The sequence below is a fragment of the Candidatus Eisenbacteria bacterium genome (assembly GCA_035577985.1).
Taxonomy (GTDB): domain Bacteria; phylum Desulfobacterota; class Binatia; order DP-6; family DP-6; genus DATJZY01.
This window is the reverse complement of record DATJZY010000173.1, coordinates 1-21532: the sequence shown is the minus strand read 5'-3', so window position 1 is coordinate 21532 and position 21532 is coordinate 1. Positions and strand designations below refer to the sequence as shown.

The following is a 21532-nucleotide window of genomic DNA, read 5'->3' as shown; positions in this document are numbered from 1 at the left end:
GTTGTGGTCCACTGGACGATTCGCAGCGTCGCCATGGTTCAGGGCTCCGTCGGGATCCGTCGCTCGCCGTCACGCGCGCGCCGCAACAGGAAGCGCTTCGGTCCCCGGATCATGAAGGAATCGATGTGCTCCACGCGCGGCTCGCTGCGTTCGCGGCGCAGCAGCTCATCGAGCATCGCCTCGAGCGCGACGCGGGCTTCCAGCCGCGCCAGTGCCGCACCGAGGCAGAAGTGGTTGCCGAAGCCGAACGCCAGGTGTCCCTGCGGATTGCGCGTGACGTCGAACTCGGCCGCGGTCGGGCCCCAGTGCCGTTCGTCGCGGTTGGCAGAGCCGAGGATCGCGACCACGTGGGTGTTTGCGGGCAGTCGCCCGCCGGCGACGTCGACGTCGGTGGTGGTACGGCGAACGACGAACTGGACGGGCGCATCCCACCGCAGGGTTTCCTCGATCCAGCTCGGGACCAGACTTCGATCGGCGCCTACGCGGGCGAGCTGTGAAGGATGGCTCAGCAGCGCGTTCGTCGCGTTGCCGATCAGATTCGTGGTGGTCTCGTTGCCGGCCACGAGCAGCAGGAGAACGAAGAGCGTCATTTCGGCCGCGCTCAGGCCCGAACCACCGTCCTGCGCCGCGACGAGGACGCTGATGAGATCGTCGCTGGGTTGCTCGATCCGCTGGGCCGTGACGCCGCGAATGTACTCCGCGAGGTCCCGCATGGCGTCGGCGAAGCCGCTGGTGAGGGGGTCCAGATTGCGCGCCGAACCCGTCGTGCCGGCGATGATCCGGTCGGACCATTGCTTGAAATGGTCTCGCTGCTCCGGCTCCACGCCGAGCATCTCGCAGATCACGCGCACCGGCAGCGGCATGGCGAGGGCCGCCACGAGGTCGATCTCGTCGGCATGCTGGATGTCGTTCACGCACTGGCGGGTGAATTCACGCAGGCGCGCCTCCCACATGGCGATGCGTCGCGGTGTGAATCCCCGGTTGACGAGGTTGCGCATCGCGGTGTGCCGCGGTGGATCCTCGGAGAGGAGTTGGCGCGCACCCATCAACTCGTCCAACGGAAACGACAGCGCCTGCGTCAGTGCCAGTGCGCGTGCCATCGCCTCGGGATCCTCGAGCGGGTTGACGCCCGGACGAGCACCCATGAGCATCGTCCGCATGGCGTCGGAGGAGAAGAGCTCCGGGTGGCGGAGGACGTGGAGCACGTCGTCGTACCGCGACACGCACCAGGCTTGGGCTCCCTCCGCCCAGTAGACCGGCGCTTCGTCGCGCAGCGCCGCGTAGTACGGATACGGATCCTCCCGTACCGCCTCCGAGAATGGTTCGTAGGGTTCCATTCCTTGGGGCTCCTTCAGACGACCGGCCAGGCGACGGATTTGAGCTCGGTGTACTGATCGAACCCGGCATGGCCGTTCTGGCGGCCGACGCCGCTGGCCTTGTAGCCGCCGAACGGCACGTCGGCGCCGTAGGGCACGCCGCCGTTGACACCGATGAAGCCGGCGCGCAGCCGGCGGGCGACTGCCAGGGAGCGATCCAGCGAACCCGACATCACGTTGCCGGCCAACCCGTAGATGCTGTCGTTGGCGATGCGGACGGCGTCGTCCTCGTCCTCGAACGGAATGACGACGAGGACCGGACCGAAGATCTCCTCCTGCGCGATCGTCATGGCGTTGTCGACGTCGACGAACAGGGTGGGCGTGACCCAGAACCCCTTGGCGAGTCCCGCGGGTGGCTCCGGACCGCCGACGAGCAGCGTGGCGCCCTCGTCGATGCCCTTCCGGATGTAGCCGACGATGCGCGCGCGCTGCCTGGCCGAGATTACCGGGCCGCACAACGTGGCGGGATCCTGCGGATCGCCGGCGGCGACGCTCTCGTACATGCCCTTCAGCAGCGCGACGCCCTCGTCGTAGCGCGATCGGGGCAACAGCAGACGGGTTGGGGTCGCGCAGCCCTGGCCCGCGTGGAAACACGGCGCGATGCCGATCAGGCAGGCTTGCTGGAAGTCGGCGTCCTCCAGCACGATCGTGGCCGACTTGCCACCGAGCTCGAGGAACAGGCGCTTCATCGTCGCCGCGCCTCTTTCCATGATGCGCTTCCCGACCCTCGTCGAGCCGGTGAAGGAGATGAGATCGACCTTCGGGGAGAGCGTGAGCTCCTCGCCGACCAGGTGGTCGGACGCCGTGACGACGTTGACGACGCCGGCCGGGATGTCCGTGTGCTCTGCGATAAGGCGCCCGAGGCGCGTCGCGTTGTAGGGCGTGTCCGGCGCCGGCTTCAGCACGACCGTGTTGCCGGTGGCCAGCGCCTGCGCGAGCTTGTGGATCGTCACCTCGAACGGGTAGTTCCAGGGAACGATCGCGCCGACGACGCCGACGGGTTCGCGCCAGACCTTCCGCGTCGTGAGCTGACCGGTGAGCTCGACGAAGGCGTCACCGAGGTCGGCCTCCCACGGGTACTCCTCGATCAGCTTGGCCGTGTAGGGCAGCGCGCTCGCCAACGGGGCGTCGAGCTGTGGCCCGTGGGTCACCATTCGAGGGCAGCCGGCTTCGAGGATCAGCTCCTCGCGCAGTGATTCCTTCTCGGCCTCCAGCGCTGCCTGGAGCTGCTCCAGGCAGCGTCGCCGGAAGGCATGGCTCGTCGACCAGTCGCTCTCGTCGAATGCGCGGCGAGCGGCATCGATCGCACGGTGCATGTCCGCCTTCGACGCATCGGCGACCTCGCCGAGGTGCTCCTCGGTCGCCGGGTTGACGTTGGCGAACGTACCAGCGCCGCCGTCGACGAGATCGCCGTCGATCAGCATCCGCGATTCGAAACGGACCTTCGACGTGTCAGCCATACTGCCTGCTTGCATCGGATCGGGAGGCGACGGGCGTCGGCGAGGCCTGGCGCTCTCGAAGGGTGCCGCGCCGTGGGAGACCCAACGCGAGACGGATCACGCCACGGAGGACCCGCACCGGAAGAACGCGGCTCGCGAGCAGCAGCAGGCGCGCGTCGAGCCCCACTGCGCGCCGGGCGAACGGGGCCCGCTCGTCGAGCGCCCACGCAAGTGCGCGCGCGAAACGCTCGGGCCGGCTCGCCAGGCGCACCATGAAGAGGCCCCTGCGCTCGATCTCGGCGTAGTGCGCGGCGTAGGGGCCGCCCAGGTCGCCATGGTGCGGGGTCTGGTCGGTGAGGATGTCGGTCTTGAACAGTCCGGCCACCAGGATCGTCACACCCAGGCCGAACGGAGCGACCTCGTACGCCAGTGCTTCGGCCCACCGTTCGAGCGCGCCCTTGGCGGCGGAGTACGTGCTGACGGACGGCATGCCCGCGATGCCGCCCGCGCTCGACAACACGACGATCCGGCCGCGCCCGGCAGCTCGCATCGAGGGCAACAGTGCCTTGGTGAGCGCCACGGGTCCGAAGAGGTTCGTCGAGAAGACCTGCTCCCACGCGCTGATCGGGACGTCCTCCACGCAACCTGCGACGGCGATCCCGGCGTTGTGCACGAGGACGTCGGGCGCGCCGACCTGCTGATGGATTCCCTTGGCGGCGGCTGCGATCGACTCCGGATCGTTCAGGTCGAGTCGCACGGCGAGCAGTCGCGGATCGTCGCCGGCAGCTCCGGTCGCGGCGCGAAGGCGTTCGAGCCCGACTGCGGGCGAGCGCATCGCTCCGACGACACGCCATCCGAGCTCGTAGAGGTGCGCGGCGGACGCCAGGCCGAGACCGCGCGACGCCCCGGTGATGACGACGCTTCGCGGCTCATGCACGGCCGGGCCCACAACGTCCACCGTTCTCGGGCGGCTCCACGTCGGGACGTCCCGACGGCTGGCCGCTCATCCAGGTGTTCCAGTGGCCCTCGAAGTACGGGCCGCGCTGCCCCTCCCGCTCATAGAATCCGTTTGGATCGTAGACCTTGGCTTCCGGAAACGGCCACGGACAGGCGACGGCGGTGGCGAGCTTCGCCGCGCGGATGGTCGCGAAGCCGGCCCCGTATGCGAAGTAGGCGACGTTCAAAATCCCTGCCATCACCAGGAACGTGGCCAGGGCCGGGCGAGTGCGGAACCAACCGAGCCTCTGAGCGAGCTTCTCGGCTTGCGTGCGTCCCGTGTCGTCCCGATGGCAGAGCACGCCCGCGGGAATCATCACCACGGTGACGAGCGACGATTCGACGATCAGCGGGAACTGGAAGGTCGTTCCGGCGAAGACGGATCCCCACGGCATGACTTGCGAGTAGATGTACAGCCCGGTGCGGACGAGGAAGATCTCCAGGAGGGCGTCCATGACGAAGCCGACGACGAAGAGCAGCAGCGCCAAGCTGATGAGCGGGCGGCGCCAGACGAACGAGTGGGTGGATGCGCGCGCCTGAAGACGGCGCAGGATCCAGCTTCCCGCGACGAACGGGCCGATGAAGTAGAAGGTCGAGTAGCCGATGACGATGAAGGGCTCGACCGTGGGCGACAGCTTCACGAGGGGCCAGTCTTCGGGAAAATGCCAGAGCTGCGGGTTGTAGACCGCATAGGGCGCCCAGTTCATGATCGGGTCCTGCCAAACGATCGCCGTCGCGGCGAGAACCATCAGAAGGTAGGGATGCGCAGGGTGCCGTCGCCACGCCCACACGCACACGGCGACGAGGACGAGCATCATGACGACCGTCCCCACCTGGTGCAGGACGAGCCAGTGGTTCCATCCGAACAGGAACTCCACCGGGCGGGGAACCCCCGTCACGACAGGGTTTGCGATGCGAGGAGAGACGGTGCCCATGCGGGCGTTGTAGGCAACGGCCGCGATCGTCGCCGCGCCGAGGATGGCCACGGCGAGCATCGCCGGGTTCAGCAGCCGCTTCGGCTCGGAACCCAGGCGCTCGGTCGACGCCCCTGTCTGCGTTGTGATCACTACCGACGGCTCAACCCTTGAAGTTCATGGACTGCGAGATCACGGCGAACCCCGTCGTCGCCGCCAGGCGCTTGCCGACCACGGCCTGGTAGGCGGGTGATCGGTACCAGGCTTTGGCTGCCTCGGTGGATTCGAACTTGAGGATCACCGTCTGCGGTCCGGGGGGCGTTCCCTCGATGGTCTCCGCGGCGACGTCGAACGACACGACCTCCCCGCCGGAGGCCTGGATGGTCGGACCGGCGGCGGCCTGGTACTCGCGGTAGAGCTTCGGGTCGTTCACGACGTACTGGGCGATGAAGTATGCGGCCATGATCTTCTTCTCCTTCGCCTCACATGGCGGCCTGCATGCCGTCGAAGAAGTGCCACCAGGCGTCGAGCGAGTGCTGGAGCGCGTCGCGCACGCGCACCTGCGTCGCGGCGTCGGTCGCATGGCGCACGACGATGTTGTCACCCACCTGGCTGTGCTCCGCGTCGGCAACTTCGTGCAGGTCCCAGAACTCCACCGCCTCGCGGCTGAGCCCGTAGTGCTGCTGGAGCCGGCGTGCCATCGGCCCGAAGGCGCCGGGCACCTGGCCCTCGGCCGCCAGGTTCATCGCCGCCGCCGCCTCGATGAACGAGCGCTGCTTGCTCGACAGCTCGAACCAATCGATCAACGCGCGGGTCGCGGGCAGCGGTCGGCCCTCGACCATCTCGATGCGCGAAACGCCGACGGCCTCGCCGAAGCGGATGAAGATCTCCGGGTGGGGCCGGTTGGCGCCGGAGATCCGCCCCGTCTCCTCCTCGTAGATGCTCTCCGCGAGCTCGATGCGCTCCTCGGGGAACGGACAGTTGGCGTGCATCGCGCTCACGGCGCGGGGGAACTCGCGCACCTGCAGGAAGAACTGGACGGCGAACACCTTCAGCCGTTCGCGTCGCAGCTTGCCGTCGAAGATCTCGAGCCACAGCGGGTGACGACCGAAGGTCCGGCGGGACTCGATGCGCGCGACCAGATCGCGGATGAAGTCCGCGGGGGCCAGAACCTCGCTCATCGCTTCCTCCTCGCACGCGTCGCGCCCGGCCGCAGGTTCCTATTCCCCGATTCTGAGAACATGCCTTCCGCGGCTCTATAGTACGATTATCTTCCGCGGGGAAGGACTATTACGTGCCGGCCCGCGGGGGAGCGCGGCTGCGGGCCTGGGGATCAGCGCGACCAGGGCTCCTTGTCCCAGGGGCGATCGAGGGGCTCCATTCCCCCGCCGACCGGGAAGAACTGGCGCTGCGCGTACATCTCGCGGGCGATGCCGTGATTCAGCTCGTTCAGGAAGGCGCGCTTGAGGTCCTGGGTGAACAGCATGCGTGTGTAGCGGAGCGTGAGCGGAGGGCGCTTCGCGAGCTCGCGCGCCAGCTCCCACGCCCGGTCGAGGAGTCGGTGCCTGGGAAGCACCTCGTTGACGGCTCCCCATTCGAGCGCCTCCTGCGCGGAGAGCTTCTTCCCGGTGAGGAGAAAGTACCGCGCCCGGTTGCGGCCGACGATGGCCGGCCAGATGACGTGCTGGCCGTCGCCCGGCACCATGCCGCGCGGGAAGTGCGGAAGGTCCTGGAAGTAGGCGTCGTCGGAGGCCAGGACGATGTCACTCATGAGCGGGATCTCGGAGTGGATGTTGCACGGGCCGTTGACGGCGGTGATCATCGGCACGTCGACGGCCAGCACGTTCTCGATGAGCATGCGGCCGTACCAGGCCTTCTCGTCGAGTTTCTGGAGACCCTTCTGGCCGTCCATGGCGAGGTACAAGGGCTTCTCCGTCGTGGCGGGCCCCCAGTTGGCGTTGTAGTTCTCTCCGGTCCCGGTGTGGATCAGGACCTTGATCTCCCGATCACCGGAGATGTCGGCGAACGCGTCCGACATGTCGTCGTGCGCCTTCCAGTCCCACACGAGGCTCCCCCCGTCAGTGTGGCACTGCATGAAGAGGATGCCCTCCGCGCTCAGCTCGAATCGGTAGTTGGCGTAGCGGTCCTTGTACTCCGCAAACCTCGTTCGCTTGGCCACGGTCTCTCCTATCGCTTCAGGAAGCGGGCGACGTTCCCACGCAGATCGTCCGTATCGAACGACTCGGTCTCGGCCGCCAGCGCGAAGTCGATGGTCGCGAGCACGGCCCGCTCGACGTGCAGGTTGAGGACACGTTTCGTCGCCTCCACCGCCTGCTGCGGCAGCGACGCGATCCTCCGGGCGGCGGTGAGCGCCGCGGCGAGCACCTCGCCGTCGGGGCAGACGTGATTCGCGAGGCCGATCTCCTTCGCCCGCGCCGCGCCGATCCGGTCTCCCGTGAACGCGTACTCCTTGGCGAGCAGCAGGCTGGTGTGGAGGGGCCAGGTGAGCGGGCCGCCGTCGGCCGCGACCAGACCCACCGGCACGTGCGGATCCGAGAGATAGGCCGACTCCGCCATGTAGACGACGTCCGAGAGCGCGATCACGCTGCAGCCGAGGCCGACGGCGGGGCCGTTGACCGCGGCGATCACCGGAACCCGGCAGCGGATCATGTTGAGCACGAGCTCTCGACCCTCCGCGATCGTCCGGCGTCGCAGCTCACGATCGCCGATCATCCGGTCGAGGAGCCTGAAGTCGCCGCCCGCGGAGAACGCGCGACCTTCCCCCGTGATGACCGCGACGCGCGCATCGGGGTCGGCGCTGAGGAGCGGGAAGACGCGGGTCAGGCCCGAGTGCAGCTCGTCGTTCACGGCGTTCAGCTGCTCGGGGCGGGAGAGCCGCACGATGCGCACCGGGCCGTCGGCCTCCACACGAACCGCCTGGGGAAGAGGGTAGTCCATGGATCTCCTCTCTGTGCGCGGCGTACTCAGGTCGCCGGAAGGCCGAGGATTCGAGTGGCGATGATGTTCTTCTGGATCTGCGAGGTCCCGCCCATGACGCTCTGGGCGCGGCCGTAGAGGTAGATCTTCAGCGCGACGTCGTCACCGTCGACCACGGCGCGTGATCCCGCCACGGAGAGCGCCGCGGCTCCGACGGTCTGCTCGACCCACGTCATGAGGATCTTGTCGATGGAGCCGCCGGGACCGTGGTCGAGCCCGCCGAGACGCTCGGAGAGCCTGCGACGCACGTGCAGCCGCAGCATCTCCGCCTGCACGTGGGCCCAGGCGACCGCCTCGCGCTGGTCGCTGCGAAACGCGCCGGGGTTCGCCCGCACGGTCGCCTCGAGGTCCTTCACGGTCTTCACGTACCGCGCGACGTAGCCGACCTCGCCGGGTTCCCGCTCGTGGCTGACGATCGTCATCGCGATGCGCCAGCCTTCGCCGGGCTTGCCGATCATGTTCTCGGCCGAGACGCGCGCGCCGTCGAACACCACCTGGCCGAACTCCCTGGTGATGCCGTTCATCATGCGGAGCGGGTACTGCTCGATCCCGCGCTGGCGCATCGGCACGGCGAAGGCGGACAGGCCCTTGTGCTTCGCAACGTCGGGGTCGGTACGGGCGAGTAGAAAGCACCAGTCGGCGACGTCGGAGTAGCTCGTCCATATCTTGTGCCCCTGGATCACGTACTCGTCGCCGTCGCGCTTGGCGGTAGTGCGCAGGGAGGCCAGGTCGGAGCCGGCTTCGGGCTCGCTGAAGCCCTGACACCAGCGCTCGCGGCCGCTGATCAAGCCAGGTAGCAGGCGCTGCTGGATCGCCTCGCTCGCGTGCGTCGTGATTCCCTGGACCAGGTATCCGAGGCTGGGGCGCGGCGGTGCGCCGGCGGCGGCGAGCTCTTCGTCGAGGATGACGTCGAAGACCGCAGGCAGGTCGTGACCGCCGAAGCGGGAGGGCCAGGAGAGCCCGAAGAAGCCCGCGTCGTAGAGCGCGGTGTGCCACTCCGCCTGCCGAGCCCAGTACTCGTCGTCGGTCGAGGAGGCCGGCAGTCCCGGGTTGTGCTCCGCGATCCAGGCGCGCAGCCGCGACCGGAACTCGGCTTCCTGCGGCGAGTCACGAAAGTCCGTACGTCACCCCCAGGCGGATCCGTTCGAGCTGGCGCAACTGCTCACCGTCGTCCCCGAACCACTGAGAGGAGAGCAACGCCCGGCGCAGGTAGACGTGCACGATGCAGTCCCACGTGTTTCCGATCCCGCCGTGCACCTGCACCGCGGTCTCGCAGACGGTACGTGCGGCGCGCGCGCAGTAGGCCTTGGCGACGCGCCCCGCGGCGCGGGCATCGTGGGGAGCGAGCTGATCCACGGCCCACGCGGGATACAGCGCGGCGCTGAACGCCGCCTCGATCAGGCAGCGAGCCTCGGCGAGGAGATGCTGCACGGCCTGGAAGGTTCCGATGGCGACGCCGTACTGCTTGCGGTCCTTCGCGTAGGCGACCGAGAGGTCGAGCACGCCGCGCATGAGCCCGACGATGTCTGCGCTCGTCAGCGCGAGACCGAGGGCCGCCCACGCGTCGAGATCTTCGTGGGTAAGGCGCCGGGACTGGTCGGGAACCCGGACCACGGATGTGCCGGCGGGGAGTGGGCGGATCGCCCGAGTGAGGTCGGCGCCGTCGTTCGCGCCATCCGTCGTCGCGAGTGCGAGATGGTAGCCGTCGCCTTCGGGAACCAGGACGTACGCCGCGACGGGCCCCCGTGCGGCGTGGTCGACGGCGAGGATCGCCGTGTCCGTCACCGCGCGCGAGACCACGGCGGCATCGATCAGGTCCGCGGAGAAGGCGACGACGGCTCCGTCGACGGGGCGCACGCCCGCACGGCGCGCGAGATCCGCGGCGAGGATCGGCCCGGAGAAGGGCACGTCGGCGACGGCCTCGCCCAGCGCGTCGGCGATGATGGCCGCTTCGACGCCGCTGGCGAGCGGATCGCCGTCGCCCGCGCTGTGGCGCAGCTCGAGCCACCCGGCGCTGCGCACGGCCTCGGCGAGGCGTTCGCTGCGTTTGCGATCGTCGAGGTCCGCCACGGTACGCGGTCCGAGCTCGCGAGCCACGCGGCGGGCGGTGCGCCGCAGCTCGGCCTGTTCGAGCGTATCGCGGGTATCCATGAAAAGAGAATTGTACTTGTAACAGACGAGAGTGACCTTGCAAAAGCCCGAAGTCGTCCTATCATCGACCGCGCTCCCGTGCCCGGCGGAGCGTCCAATGCTGCGAGAACACGGCTACCACCCCCTGACGGTGGCCGACGTCGTCGACGAGACGAGCGACGCGCGGTCGTTCGTTCTCGAGATCCCTCCGGCACTCGAGGCCCGCTTTGCCTACGTCGCCGGGCAGTTCTGCACGTTCCGCGCGACGATCGGCGGCGAGCAGATCGTCCGCTGCTACTCGATGTCGAGCTCGCCGGACACGGGCGATCCCTTCACGGTCACGGTCAAGCGCGTGCCCGGCGGGAAGATGTCGAATTGGATGAACGACGCGCTCGCCACGGGTGACACGATCGACGTGATGCCCCCGGCCGGCGTCTTCGTGCTGCGCGCCGCCCCGACTCCGATCGTGGCGTTCGCGGGGGGCAGCGGCATCACTCCGGTCCTCGCCATCCTGAAGAGCGCGCTCGCGAGGACGGCGCGCGAGATCGCCCTGGTGTATGCGAACCGCGGCCCCGACGGCGTCATCTTTGCCGACGCCATCGAACGCTTGCGGACGGGATCGGGCGGTCGCCTCTCGGTGCATCACCACCTCGACTCGGAGAAGGGATTCCTCGACGCGGCGGCGTGCGCTGCGCTCGTCGGGAGCCGGACGCAGGCCGATTTCTACGTGTGCGGGCCCGGGCCGTACATGAACGTCGTCCAGGCCGGTCTGGATCAGCGAGGGGTCGATCCGGCTCGCCTGTTCATCGAGCGCTTCGAGCTACCCGACGACGCACGCGCCGCAGACACGGAATCCGAGACGGAGTCGGTCACGATCCAGCTCGAACGCCGCAAACGCCGCGTTCGGTACGAGCCCGGCGATACCATTCTCGATACCGCGCGGCGTGCGGGTCTCAATCCACCGTTCGCGTGCCAGGCGGGAAACTGCGGGACCTGCATGGCCTACCTGACGGAAGGAACGGTCACGATGCGCGCGAACAACGCCCTGGACGCCGACGAGGTCGAGCAGGGATGGATCCTGACCTGCCAGTCGATTCCCACGAGCCGCGAGGTCGTCGTGGACTACGACCGCTGACGGACGCGGCCCCGCACGGGCGTCACAGCTCCGGACACAGGGAGGCGAGGAACGCGAGCGTCCGATTCCGCGACTCGACGCGTGCCTCGCGGTGTGGTCCGAACGGGAGGACCCGAACTGCGAGATCGGTGGCCCCCGCATCGCGGAAGGCGCGCAGCCGACGGCCGACGGCCGACTCGTCCCCCGCCACGAGGATGTGGCCCACGTCGTCGGCGTCGCCTCGCGCGAGGAGCCGCTGGTAGTTCGGGCTGATCTCGGCCTGCCCGAGCACCTGATTCGCCCACGTCCGCGCCTCGTCCACCCGGTCGTTGGGGCAGATGACGATCGGGACCCCGGCGACGACTCGCGGCGCGGGCCGTCCAGCCTCGGCCGCTGCCTTCGTGATGCGCGGGACGACGTGCTCCGCGACGGCGCGCTCGTCGGCCATCCACAGGATCGTCCCCGACGCGTGCTGGCCGGCGAGACGGAGCATCACCGGACCCAGGGCCGCGAGCAGCACGGGATTGGCACTTTGGTCCGTGACGTCGATCGGGCTGTGCACGCGATACGCGTCGTTCTCGACGTCCACCGAGCCCGGGCCGCGCAGGGCCGCGTTCAGGACCTCCAGGTAGTCGCGCATCTGGTGGGCCGGCCGCTCGTACGGGAGGCCGAGCATGTCTTCGATGATCCAGTGGTGCGACGTGCCCAGGCCGAGCGTGAAGCGACCCTCGCACACTGCCTGGTTCGACAGCGTCGCCTGGGCCATGGCGATCGGATGGCGAGTCTGGATCGGCACGACCGCGGTTCCGAGCTCGATCCGCGCGGTCGCCCGCCCCATGAGCGTGATCGCGGTGAAGGCGTCGAAGTCCCCGGGGACCTGGGGCACCCAGATCGAGGCGAAGCCGGTCTCCTCGGCCGCCTCGGCGTCGGCGACGAGCTGCGCCACCTTGTGGCGGTACCGCCCTCTGTCCGGGCCGATCATCAGGCCGATCCGCACCTGGTCTCCTTTGGCCCCCGCGCCAGCTGTCCCCCACGTTTGCGGCGGCCGAAGGCGCTGGCGATTGTATTCTCGTTCTGCGAGAATGCAATTCCAGGAGGGTAAGTGAAGGATGGCCATGGCTAGAACCGACGACCCGCAAGACGGGCACGGACCCAGCTGGCGGCACCGTGCGGTATCGAAGAGCCTCAGCGCCGCGCGCACCCGCGCGGAGCTGCGCGTTCAGGGACTCCTGGACGCCGCGTTCGCGCTCATCGACGAGAGGGGCACGACCCAGTTCACGATCCAGGAGGTCGTCGATCGTTCGAAGCAGTCGCTGCGAGGGTTCTACCAGTACTTCGAGAGCAAGGACGAGCTGCTGTTCGCGCTCCTCGAGGAGACCATCCGCGAGTCGCTCAAGGATCTCCACGCCGCCGTGGAGTCCGAGTCCAAGCCGCTCGAGCGACTTCGCGCCTTCACGATCCGTCTCCACGAATGGTGCGAGCCTCTCGGGACACGTCGCAAGCGCGGCGCCCACAACCGCGTCCCCATCTCGGAGTTCTCGTTCCAGCTCGCGCTCAAGGATCCCGACCGCCTGGCTGCGGCGATGGCGCCGATCTCCCGACTCCTGGTCGACGTGATCAAGGCGGCGGCCGCGGCCGGGTCCCTCAAGGTGACCGATACGCAGCGAGCCGCACTGCTCATCCAGCAGACCGTCATGTACGGCTGGCTCATGAACCGCTTCGTCCCGAATTCCCGGGCGCGTGTGACGGCCGAGGACGCCTGGGAGTTCTGCCTCCACGGCCTCGGCGGCTGACCGCCGGCGGCGCTCGGCGGCGGAGGAGCGGGGTGGCCCGATGGCCACCACACGAGTCTCGCTCAGGGCGCCGCCGTCGCAGCGCACGCGCTCGAGGCCTTCGAGAACGTGCAGTCCGCCTGCTTGGGCTTCATGTTCGGCTCATCGTTCTTCCAGTCGAGCTCCTTGCAGAGCTTTCGGTCCGACTTCTTGGCGATCGTGAACGCGGCGCAGAACTGGGCCTGCGAGCAACCGCCGTCGTCGACGAACTGCCCCGCGGGCGTGGTCGCGCAGCGATCGCGCGCATCCGGTACGCCATCGCCGTCGGCGTCGGCGGTCATGGTGGTGATCGTGGAATTCGCTGCAGCGAGGTCGTCCTGGCATTGCGAGAGCTGCGCGTTCGTGTCCGCGCCGGCGGGGAACAGGCCCGCCGTGAGCTGATACTGTCCGGCGACGCCGCCGAGGGCACCGATGAAGACCGTGTACTTCCCCTCGTATGCTGGATCGAGGTCGTAGGAGCGGCTGAGGGTCACGCCCGGGCCGGTCGCGACCGCGAAATCGATCAGCTTGAGTCCCGACGATCCGAGCGGATTGTCGATGGGTGCGGGGTTCGTGGTGAACGTCTGGTGGCGCGTGGCCGTCGTGCTGGTGTCCCATCCACCATAGATCGCATAAGCCAACGTCACGGCGACGTCGTCGGTCGGATCATCGCTCAGCGTTAGGGTGAGCTTGACCGGGCCGTTCTCCTCGATCGTGTCGAGCGGCGTCACGTGGATCACGCCGTAGTCGAGCCCGTGCCCCCAGCCCTGGTCGCCGTTCGCCGGATCCGTCCACGACAGGCCGCCGACGGCGAGCACGCGGTCGGTCGGCAGATCCGGGTCGTTCGTGCCGTTGTACGTCGCCACCTGCGCGAGCAAGCTATCCGACGGCGGATTGGCGCCTGCGCCGGTCTGCATGGGGCGCACCTGTGTGGCGTTGTGTAGGCCGCAATACCACTGCGCCGGCAGCGCGCCCCCGTACTCCTCAGGGGGGCCGTTCGTCCAGGTCGCGGAGGGATCGGCGGGCGTGCCATCCGCACCGTTCGTGCTGCCGCCGAGCCCGGAGCCATATCCGGACAGGTTGTAGGTGGCGTGTGCGTGCGCGTCCGCGGAAAGGAGCAGCGGGAACGACGCAGCGAAGGAGACGACGAGCGCGCTCAACGATCGACGCATGACCAGGCGAATACCGGACCGGGAAAGTCGCGAGCAATGCGACAGGATGTCGCACCCGGGGATTTGCCGTCGACGATCGCCGGCATGCGTGGCACCTTTGGAGGACGTGCGCCGTTCGACGCTTCGCATCGCTCGCCGGCCTCGCGCGCTCGTCCCCATGATTCTCCTCGCGACGGCGATGGTACGCGACGCCCGTGCGCACGGCGACGTCCCCGGGTCGCTGCAAGGTGTCGAGGTGCCAAAGGTTCCCGGTTTGCTCTCGGGCCATGCCCCGATCGTCCACAATCGCGCGAAAGCGATCGCGCTCGGCAAGGCGCTATTCTGGGACATGCAGGTCGGCAGTGATGGCATGGCGTGTGCGAGCTGTCATTTCCACGCCGGCGCCGACGCGCGTGTGAAGAACCAGCTGTCGCCGGGCCGCGCCGCGAACGCGACGTTCGGGCTGACCGCGTCCGGCGGCATGGGCGGATCGAACTACACGCTCCGCCTTTCTGATTTCCCGTTCCATCGGCTCGACGACGTATCGATCATCGACTCCACCGTGCTGTTCGATAGCGACGACGTCGCCGGATCGGGCGGCGCCTTCGCGGGGGTGCTCCGGGGGGGCGGGGACGGATCGACGCCCTTCGACGATTGCACGCCGGGCGACGCCGGCGAGTTCACGATCAACGGGCTCGCCACGCGCGCGGTCACCTCGCGCAACGCGCCGTCGGTGATCGGCGCCGCATTCAACCGACGCTCGTTCTGGGACGGACGCGCCAACGCGGTGTTCAACGGCGTGAATCCCTACGGCGATCGCGACCCGAGCGCCGGCGTGTGGATGTGGCGCGCCGGGCGGCTGCGTCACAAGCGGCTACGCCTGCAGAACGCGTCGCTGGCATCCCAGGCCGTCCAGCCCCCGCTCGATCCCACCGAGATGTCCTGCAGCGGCCGGACGTTTCCCGACCTCGGCCGCAAGCTGTTGCGACGGCGCGCGCTGCAGTTCCAGGCGGTCCATCCCGCCGATGGTGTGCTCGGTCCCTATCGCGCGCCGGCAGGCAAGGGACTGCGGCGGACATACGCATCGCTCGTGCGCGCCGCGTTCGACCGGCGGTTCTGGGCCGCGCCGTCGCGCGTCGCCCGCGGCCAGGTCGGGACGCCGACGGTCGGTGGCGCGCCATTCGATCAGATGGAAGCGAACTTCGCCTTCTTCTTCGGGCTCGCCGTACAGCTGTACGAATCGACGCTGATCGCCGATCAGACGCCATTCGATGGCGCGCGCGGTACCGACGGCGTCCCGGTCGCCTTCGATGACCAGCAACGGCGCGGGCTGGCGGCCTTCGTCGATCTCCACTGCGCACAATGCCACCGCGGGCCGACGCTCTCGGGATCGACCTTCGGCATCGATCCGGCGGCGCTCACCGAGGTCGATCGCAAGCCGCTGCGCGGAAGCGGCGGCGAGATGGTGCTCGGTCTTGTCGACACGGGTTTCATCAACACCGGGGTGGTGCCGCGCGATGCCGATCCGGGCATCGGGGGAAGCGATCCGTTCGGTAACCCGCTGTCGTTCACGGCGCAGTATCTCGCCGTGCTCGCCGGAGGTCCCACAGCCGCCGTCGACGACTTCGTTGCGCGCAGCTGCGCGATGTCGGCCCCGTTTGCGGTGACCGCATTCGGTCAGCCGCCGTTCCCCTCGACCGACCTCGTCGACGATCCGGCCGGGACGACGGCGTGCACCGCGCCACGCTGGGCCGCCGTGCCGAGCCCGAGCATCGTCGCGGCCGAGAGCGCGCAGAGCGACGGGGGTCGACTGCCGCTGGGTGTGCAGGGCGCGTTCAAGGTGCCGTCGCTGCGCAACGTCGAGCTGACCGGTCCGTACATGCACAATGGCGGCATGGCGACGCTCGACGAGGTGGTCGAGTTCTACAACCGCGGCGGCAACTTCGCGTCGCTTGGCAAGGACGCCGAGTTCCTCTTCGGCATCGGCGCGGCCCCCGACCTGCGCGCCGACCTCGTCGCGTTCCTGCGCACGCTCACCGACGAGCGGGTGCGGTGGGAGCGCGCGCCGTTCGATCACCCGGCACTGTCCATCCCGCACGGGCACGTTGGTGACGAGCACGCCGTCGACGGGGCGGGCAGGGACGGGCGAGCCGCCACCGAGTATCTCGAGGTGCCGGCGGTCCCCGCATCGGGCCGGAGCGCTGCGGACGGACCGCTGCTCGCGTTCGACGCGCAGGCGCCGCCGTGATGGCTGCGACAACGTGTCGCGTACCGAGGCGGACGAGGGTCCAGTATGCTCCCTGCCGCCGTGTCGCGCTTCGTTCACCTGATCTTGATCGCCTTCGCGATATTGCCCCTCGGTGCCGACGTGTGGGCGGACGACGATCCACCGCGCCCGCCATCGCTCAAGACCGTTCCCGTCCCCGAGCCGGCCGACCTCGACTTGTACGTCCGCGACCGTGACGCGGCGGTGCTGCTCGGCAAGGCGTTGTTCTGGGACATGCAGATCGGCAGCGACGGGATCGTCGCCTGCGCGACCTGCCACTTCCACGCAGGCGCGGACGCACGCACACGAAATCAGGGCAATCCCGGCCAGCGCCGCGTGCGCCCCGATGGCTCGCCCGATCCCGATGGCGGCTGGGATCGCGGTCGCGGCTTGAACCATCTGCTCCGTGCGGCGGACTTTCCGTCGACGCCCGCGTCGAACGACGTGGTCGGCTCGCAGGGGATCTCGTACTTCGTCTTCCGCGGCCTCGACCGCCGGCTCGCCGAGTTGTTGCAGTCGGCGCCCGACCCCGACGGATTCACGCTGCAGGGGCTGAACCTGCGCCGCACGACCGCGCGCAACGCGCCGTCGGTCATCAACGCGGTCTTCAACGACAGGCAGTTCTGGGACGGCCACGCGGCGCGGGTGTTCAACGGCGTGAACGGCCTGGGCGACGGCGACCCCGGCGCCTTGGTGATCCGCGCCGACGATCCCGGGTCGCCGCAGCTGGTGCGAGTGCGGATCGCACCCGCGAGCCTGGCGTCGCAAGCGATGACGCCGCCGACGGGCGACGTCGAGATGGCGGCGCACGATCGGTCCTTCAGGAGCCTCGCCCAGCGTATCGTCACGTCCGACCTGCGCGGCCGGATCGGGGGGCTGCGACCGCTGACGGGACAGCTCGTGCATCCCGCGGACAGCGTGCTCGGACGCTTCAGCCGTTGGCCGTTGCCGGGTCTGCGGATCGCTCGCTACAGCACGCTCGTCCGCCGCGCGTTCCAGCCGCGTTGGTGGCACGCCCGCCGCAAGGTGCGGGTCTGGCCCGACGGCCACGTCGACCTCGCGCGCGACAGCGACCGCGATTCGATGACGCGGGAGGAACGTCTCCTCGAGCACAACTTCCCGCTCTTCTTCGGTCTCGCGATCGCTCTCTACGAGAGCACCCTGGTCGCCGACGACTCGCCGTACGACCGCTTCATGGATGGCGATCCGGGGGCGATCTCGCCGCAGGCGGTGGCGGGCGTCGACGTGTTCCGCAGCCAGGCACGCGGCCGCTGCATCAACTGCCACGAAGGCGCGGAGCTGACCGGCGCATCCGTCCGCCGCGTTGCCGAGAGCCCGACCCGTATCCGCAACGGCCAGGCTCTCGACCGCGGCTTCAACAACATCGGCGTCCTGCCGACGCGCGAGGATCCCGGCGTCGGCGGTAGCGACACCTTTGGACGGCCGTTGTCGACGGTGCGCGCGCTGGTGCCGCCGCCGGTCGAGCCGATCGCGGTCGACGGCGCGGTGAAGGTGCCGGGACTGCGAAACGTGGCGCTCACGGCGCCGTACTTCCATACGGGAAGCTTTCTCACGTTGCGGCAAGTGCTTCAGTTCTATTCCCGCGGCGGAGACGTCGTCCCGCAGTATTCACTCGATGCAACGGTCGAGATATCGCCGCTCAACGTCCTCGAGAACACACCGGACGAGCTCGACGCGCTCGAAGCGTTCCTGGAGTCGTTGACCGACGAACGCGTGGGCCGTCAGCAGGCGCCGTTCGATCACCCCCAGCTCTTCGTGCCGAATGGCGCGGTCGATGCGAGCGGAATGGTGGTGGGCGATGGCCAGGGTGCGACGCGCGACGCGACCGAAGAGATTCCTGCCGTCGGTCGCGCGGGGGGCGATTCCCTCGGGCCCCTTGCGGTCGACCCGTGACGTAGCGCTGCTCCCGTGCGACATCATGCCGCATTCACATAACCATTCCACTTTCCTATGTTGTCAATGGAGCCAAAGACTGTGGTCCACTTTGTCGTAAGGAGGGGATATCAGTGACTTCACGAACGAAAGGCCCCGTGATCTTGGCGGGATTGGTGGCGGCGATCGCCCTGACGACGTCGACCGGCCACACCCACGCGACGTACAACATCTCCGGGTACGGCTCGGGGCTCGGCGGCAGCACGAACGGCGCAGACGGACAACCGACGTCCGGCGCGTTGGCGAGTTGGACCAACGGTCCTGTGGCCGACTACACCGGCGCGCTCCCGGTGCAGTGGTACTGCGGCCTGCACAACGCGAAACAGGTGCGTACCATCCAGACCGGTGCGGGTGCCAGTCCACCCTCGGGCAGCTTGCTCGCGCAGGTGGTGACATACAATGGTGCGAACGACCCTGACTATCCGACCGATCTCGTGCTCGCGGTCGGCGGATTGTCCTGGGCGGATCCGAGCAACGGCGGCCAGGGCTGGGGACACGGCCTCGATTATGGCTTGATCCACGTGACGCCGCTCGACACGATCCTCGCCGGCGGCCCAGTGAAGCTCACGGTTACCCTCGACGATGATCCGTCCGACGGCGTCGCTCCCCAGCTGGCCTATGCACTGTATGCCGGATGGGACACCAGCACGACGGCCTTACGGCATCAGACCTTCGTCACCAGCCCGACGCCGGAGGCGACCAATCCTCTAGGCTCGACCGGTTTGAGGTTGATCGACTACGCCGTCGCCACCGCCCCGGGCCAGGTGTTGAGCCGCTCCTACGACATCGATCCGGCGGACGGTGGTGAATACACGATTTTCATCGCCGCGCTCGGCGGTGTTGCCGGGCAGTATCGGCTGACGGCGGGATTGTATCCGGACGCTGCGGTCGCCACATGCGCGGCGAACCTGGCCACCGCCCAGGCCTCGCTCAGCACGTGCAACACCGATCTCGCGACCTGCGCGGACGAGCTCGACGCCGCCACTGCCGACGCCGATGGCGACGGAGTGCCGGACGGCATCGACACCTGTCCGAACACGCCGGCCGCGATACCCGTCGACCTCGCCGGGTGCTCGCAGGCGCAGTTCTGCGGCAGCTTCGACATCACGACGAAGAGCGGCAACAAGGAGTGCAAGAAGGCCGACTGGAGGAACGACGAGCCGCTGCTGAGCGGGAAGACGGCCGACTGCCTGTCTGACCGGCGCAACACCGGTCTCTGCTTGCCGAAACCCTGAACACCCCAGCCAACGCCGGAGCCGCCGCAGACCGCGGCGGCTCCGGTGGCGATCACGTGGTGCAGGTGCCCGCGACGCTCTCCTTGTCGATCGCCGTACAGCTAGTCCTCTGGAAGCCGTGCGATGTCGTCCGCGCGATGATCGCGACGGTGAGTGTCTCGTGAGGTCCCGCGGTGGCGCGCGGCGAGGTGGAACCCTACGTCCGCTGCTTCGCCTCTTCGTGGAGCGGCAGTACGGCCTTCCAGTGCTCGCTCGCGATGCGACGGATGACGTGCGCCATGAGCTCGCCTCGGCTCCGGACCTTGAAGTGGCGGTACAGCCTCTTCACGTACTCGTGGGCCGTTGCGCGGGCGACCCCGAGACGGTTCGCCACCTGTTTCTCGCTGTCGCCCTCGATCAGGAACGCGAGCGTCTGCCGCAATCGCGGTGAAACCTGCTGTGGCGTAGGTTCGGTGGCGGAGACGAGCGCCTGGCCCATCAGGCGGCCGATCTCCTCATGCACGAAGCTCAGCAGCCGCTGCTCACGCGGCGTGAAGGGTCGGTCTCCCGTCGTGCGGTGAAGCGCGATGACGTCGACGGCATCCTCCGCCGAGGTCTGAAAGACCGACGTCATTTGGTGATCGAGGTGGCTCGGGCGGTAATAGTCGTTCCACGGCGCGGCCCCGTACCAGTCCCGATCGGGAACCAGCTCCTGCCGCGTCCTCGTCACCAGGCGACCGGGCAATGGCTGGAGCGCCCGGAAGATCGGATCGGACGCGGGGGTGAGTTGGCGCATGTAGGTGCCGTAGAGTGCGAGCTGATCCGGCTCGAAGCCGGCGGCGAAGGCCGAGAGTGGGCGCACGGGGCGCTGCGGGCGACCCCACAGTCCCTCGCCGCCCGCGCATGCCGTCGCCCCGACCAGCCGGCACAGTCCCTCGAACATCCGCTCGTGCCAGAGCGCCGGATCCGCTCCGAGATCGCGGCAATCCCCGACGAGCCGAATCACCCGCCGAACGTCGCTCAGCCGCAACAGGTCGCCTTTGGACACGTCCCGGACCCTCCATTTAGGGGACTGGCCAGTCCGATGCTGGGCCGGTTAGCGTCGGTAGAACTATAGGTGGCCCGCCTCGAGCGGGTCAATCCGGATGTAGCTCTAGGAGGATCGGTATGAGGCGCACAATGGGAACTCAGCCCAGGAGCCGGAACCTCCTCTTGACGCTCGTCCTGGGCCGCGGCGGGCAACCCGAGGTGCGGACGACCACGACGCGGTGGTGGGTGCTCCCGTTGACCGTCCTGCTGGCGGCGACGGTCGCTGCGGCCGGTGCGGCGGCCGACGAGGCGACGGCGCTGCGCACCACCTCGCTCGGCAAGGCGCGGCTGTCCCTGAGAAGCCGCAGCTCGACCGTGGCGCAGAGCAGCGCTGCCACGTGGGCCCTCTCGAAGGTCGGCGCGATCAGCCCGACCAACGACGTCACCTGGAACATCACGGCGACCCAGTCGTCGACCGGCGACAAGAAGCTCGTCGTGACCGGCAAGGTCACGATCAGGAACAACGGCCTCAAGAGCGCGCCGATCGGCAACATGGTCGTGACGCTCCAGCACAAGCCGGCGAACCAGTGGGTCACGCTGTCGTCGGACATCGCGAACGCGACCTCCGGCGACGCGGCGGTCAGCGCGAAGATCGTCAAGTGGACCAACAACAACGACGACAGCGACGGCCTGGACGATGACGACATCGAGCCCGGCGATTCGTTCAACGTCACGACCATGGACGAGAACTCCGCGTCGGGCCCGCTGACCTTCACGAACAGCACCACCGGCGCCCCGATCAACCTGTCCCCGCAGCTCACGCTCGCGCCGGGCGCCTCGGTCAACGTGACCTTCACGGCGACGTACGACAACAACGTCATGAACCTGCCGACCGGCCGCAAGATCCGGGCGCAGCTCTATGTCTCGTTCGGCAACGCGGGCCTGGGCTGGAACACCGCCCCCAACCTCGACATCAACGGCAACGGCACGATCGACCCCGACGAGGCGCGCGTCCGCACCGTGTCGGCGCGCTTCGGCCAGAAGCTCGTGCCGGCGCCGACCCCCACCAACACGCCGGTCACGCTCAGCGACACCGCCGGCGACATCACCACCAGCGGCACGGTCTCGTACACCAACGCCGT

General features: G+C 68.6%; 18 protein-coding genes and 1 pseudogene. 6 read left to right on the top strand and 13 right to left on the bottom strand.

What is annotated here, in order from left to right; translation table 11 throughout:
• Positions 1-38 precede the first annotated feature (38 nt).
• The 10 genes and pseudogenes from VMS22_24875 to VMS22_24830 all read right to left on the bottom strand — a co-directional run bounded on the left by VMS22_24875 (position 39) and on the right by VMS22_24830 (position 9873).
• Entirely contained in the window at positions 39-1100 is a 1062-nt protein-coding gene (locus VMS22_24875; protein HXJ37276.1) for a cytochrome P450, read from the bottom strand.
• A 251-nt stretch (positions 1101-1351) separates the two neighbouring features.
• On the bottom strand, positions 1352-2836 hold the full coding sequence (locus VMS22_24870; protein HXJ37275.1) for an aldehyde dehydrogenase family protein: 1485 nt from the start codon (positions 2834-2836) through the stop codon (positions 1352-1354).
• Positions 2829-3752 carry an SDR family oxidoreductase gene (locus tag VMS22_24865; GenBank protein HXJ37274.1) on the bottom strand — a complete coding sequence of 308 codons (924 nt, stop codon included), beginning with the start codon at positions 3750-3752 and terminating at the stop codon, positions 2829-2831. The genes VMS22_24870 and VMS22_24865 overlap by 8 nt, the downstream gene beginning before the upstream one ends.
• Complete coding sequence (locus VMS22_24860) at positions 3745-4806, bottom strand: spirocyclase AveC family protein (protein ID HXJ37273.1); 1062 nt, start codon at positions 4804-4806, stop codon at positions 3745-3747. The genes VMS22_24865 and VMS22_24860 overlap by 8 nt, the downstream gene beginning before the upstream one ends.
• An 82-nt stretch (positions 4807-4888) precedes the next feature.
• Complete coding sequence (locus tag VMS22_24855; protein ID HXJ37272.1) at positions 4889-5188, bottom strand: DUF1330 domain-containing protein; 300 nt, start codon at positions 5186-5188, stop codon at positions 4889-4891.
• Between the two features lie 19 nt (positions 5189-5207).
• Positions 5208-5906: an iron-containing redox enzyme family protein gene (locus VMS22_24850; GenBank protein ID HXJ37271.1), complete on the bottom strand. Its 699-nt coding sequence runs from the start codon at positions 5904-5906 to the stop codon at positions 5208-5210.
• 152 nt (positions 5907-6058) lie between these two features.
• Positions 6059-6904 carry an enoyl-CoA hydratase/isomerase family protein gene (locus tag VMS22_24845; GenBank protein HXJ37270.1) on the bottom strand — a complete coding sequence of 282 codons (846 nt, stop codon included), beginning with the start codon at positions 6902-6904 and terminating at the stop codon, positions 6059-6061.
• An 8-nt stretch (positions 6905-6912) separates the two neighbouring features.
• Entirely contained in the window at positions 6913-7683 is a 771-nt protein-coding gene (locus VMS22_24840) for an enoyl-CoA hydratase/isomerase family protein (protein HXJ37269.1), read from the bottom strand.
• 26 nt (positions 7684-7709) lie between these two features.
• Positions 7710-8840: pseudogene (locus tag VMS22_24835) on the bottom strand (acyl-CoA dehydrogenase family protein).
• Positions 8830-9873: an acyl-CoA dehydrogenase family protein gene (locus VMS22_24830; protein ID HXJ37268.1), complete on the bottom strand. Its 1044-nt coding sequence runs from the start codon at positions 9871-9873 to the stop codon at positions 8830-8832. The pseudogene VMS22_24835 and the gene VMS22_24830 overlap by 11 nt, the downstream one beginning before the upstream one ends.
• Positions 9874-9970: 97 nt before the next feature.
• Here VMS22_24830 and VMS22_24825 point away from each other — a divergent pair, with 97 nt between their 5' ends.
• Positions 9971-10987: a ferredoxin--NADP reductase gene (locus VMS22_24825; GenBank protein HXJ37267.1), complete on the top strand. Its 1017-nt coding sequence runs from the start codon at positions 9971-9973 to the stop codon at positions 10985-10987.
• A gap of 22 nt (positions 10988-11009) precedes the next feature.
• Here VMS22_24825 and VMS22_24820 read toward each other — a convergent pair whose 3' ends face one another.
• Positions 11010-11963 (bottom strand): TIGR03564 family F420-dependent LLM class oxidoreductase, encoded by a 954-nt coding sequence (locus tag VMS22_24820; GenBank protein ID HXJ37266.1) that lies wholly within the window; start codon positions 11961-11963, stop codon positions 11010-11012.
• A gap of 118 nt (positions 11964-12081) precedes the next feature.
• Between VMS22_24820 and VMS22_24815 the strand changes: the two genes are divergently transcribed.
• Positions 12082-12759: a TetR/AcrR family transcriptional regulator gene (locus VMS22_24815; protein HXJ37265.1), complete on the top strand. Its 678-nt coding sequence runs from the start codon at positions 12082-12084 to the stop codon at positions 12757-12759.
• Between the two features lie 62 nt (positions 12760-12821).
• Here VMS22_24815 and VMS22_24810 read toward each other — a convergent pair whose 3' ends face one another.
• Positions 12822-13949: a hypothetical protein gene (locus tag VMS22_24810; protein ID HXJ37264.1), complete on the bottom strand. Its 1128-nt coding sequence runs from the start codon at positions 13947-13949 to the stop codon at positions 12822-12824.
• Positions 13950-14106: 157 nt separating this feature from the next.
• On the opposite strand from VMS22_24810, the gene VMS22_24805 reads away from it, so the two are divergent.
• From VMS22_24805 to VMS22_24795, 3 genes are all read left to right on the top strand, one after another.
• Positions 14107-16176: a cytochrome c peroxidase gene (locus tag VMS22_24805; protein HXJ37263.1), complete on the top strand. Its 2070-nt coding sequence runs from the start codon at positions 14107-14109 to the stop codon at positions 16174-16176.
• Positions 16177-16221: 45 nt separating this feature from the next.
• Positions 16222-18108, top strand: a complete 1887-nt coding sequence (locus VMS22_24800; GenBank protein ID HXJ37262.1) for a cytochrome c peroxidase — start codon at positions 16222-16224, stop codon at positions 18106-18108.
• Positions 18109-18245: 137 nt separating this feature from the next.
• A complete protein-coding gene (locus VMS22_24795; protein ID HXJ37261.1) occupies positions 18246-19382 on the top strand; it encodes a hypothetical protein in 1137 nt (378 codons plus the stop codon).
• Between the two features lie 196 nt (positions 19383-19578).
• On the opposite strand, the gene VMS22_24790 is transcribed toward VMS22_24795, so the two are convergent.
• Positions 19579-20367: a LuxR C-terminal-related transcriptional regulator gene (locus VMS22_24790; protein ID HXJ37260.1), complete on the bottom strand. Its 789-nt coding sequence runs from the start codon at positions 20365-20367 to the stop codon at positions 19579-19581.
• A 173-nt stretch (positions 20368-20540) separates the two neighbouring features.
• Between VMS22_24790 and VMS22_24785 the strand changes: the two genes are divergently transcribed.
• Positions 20541-21532: hypothetical protein (locus VMS22_24785; protein ID HXJ37259.1), on the top strand; the 992-nt coding region annotated here is incomplete at its 3' end.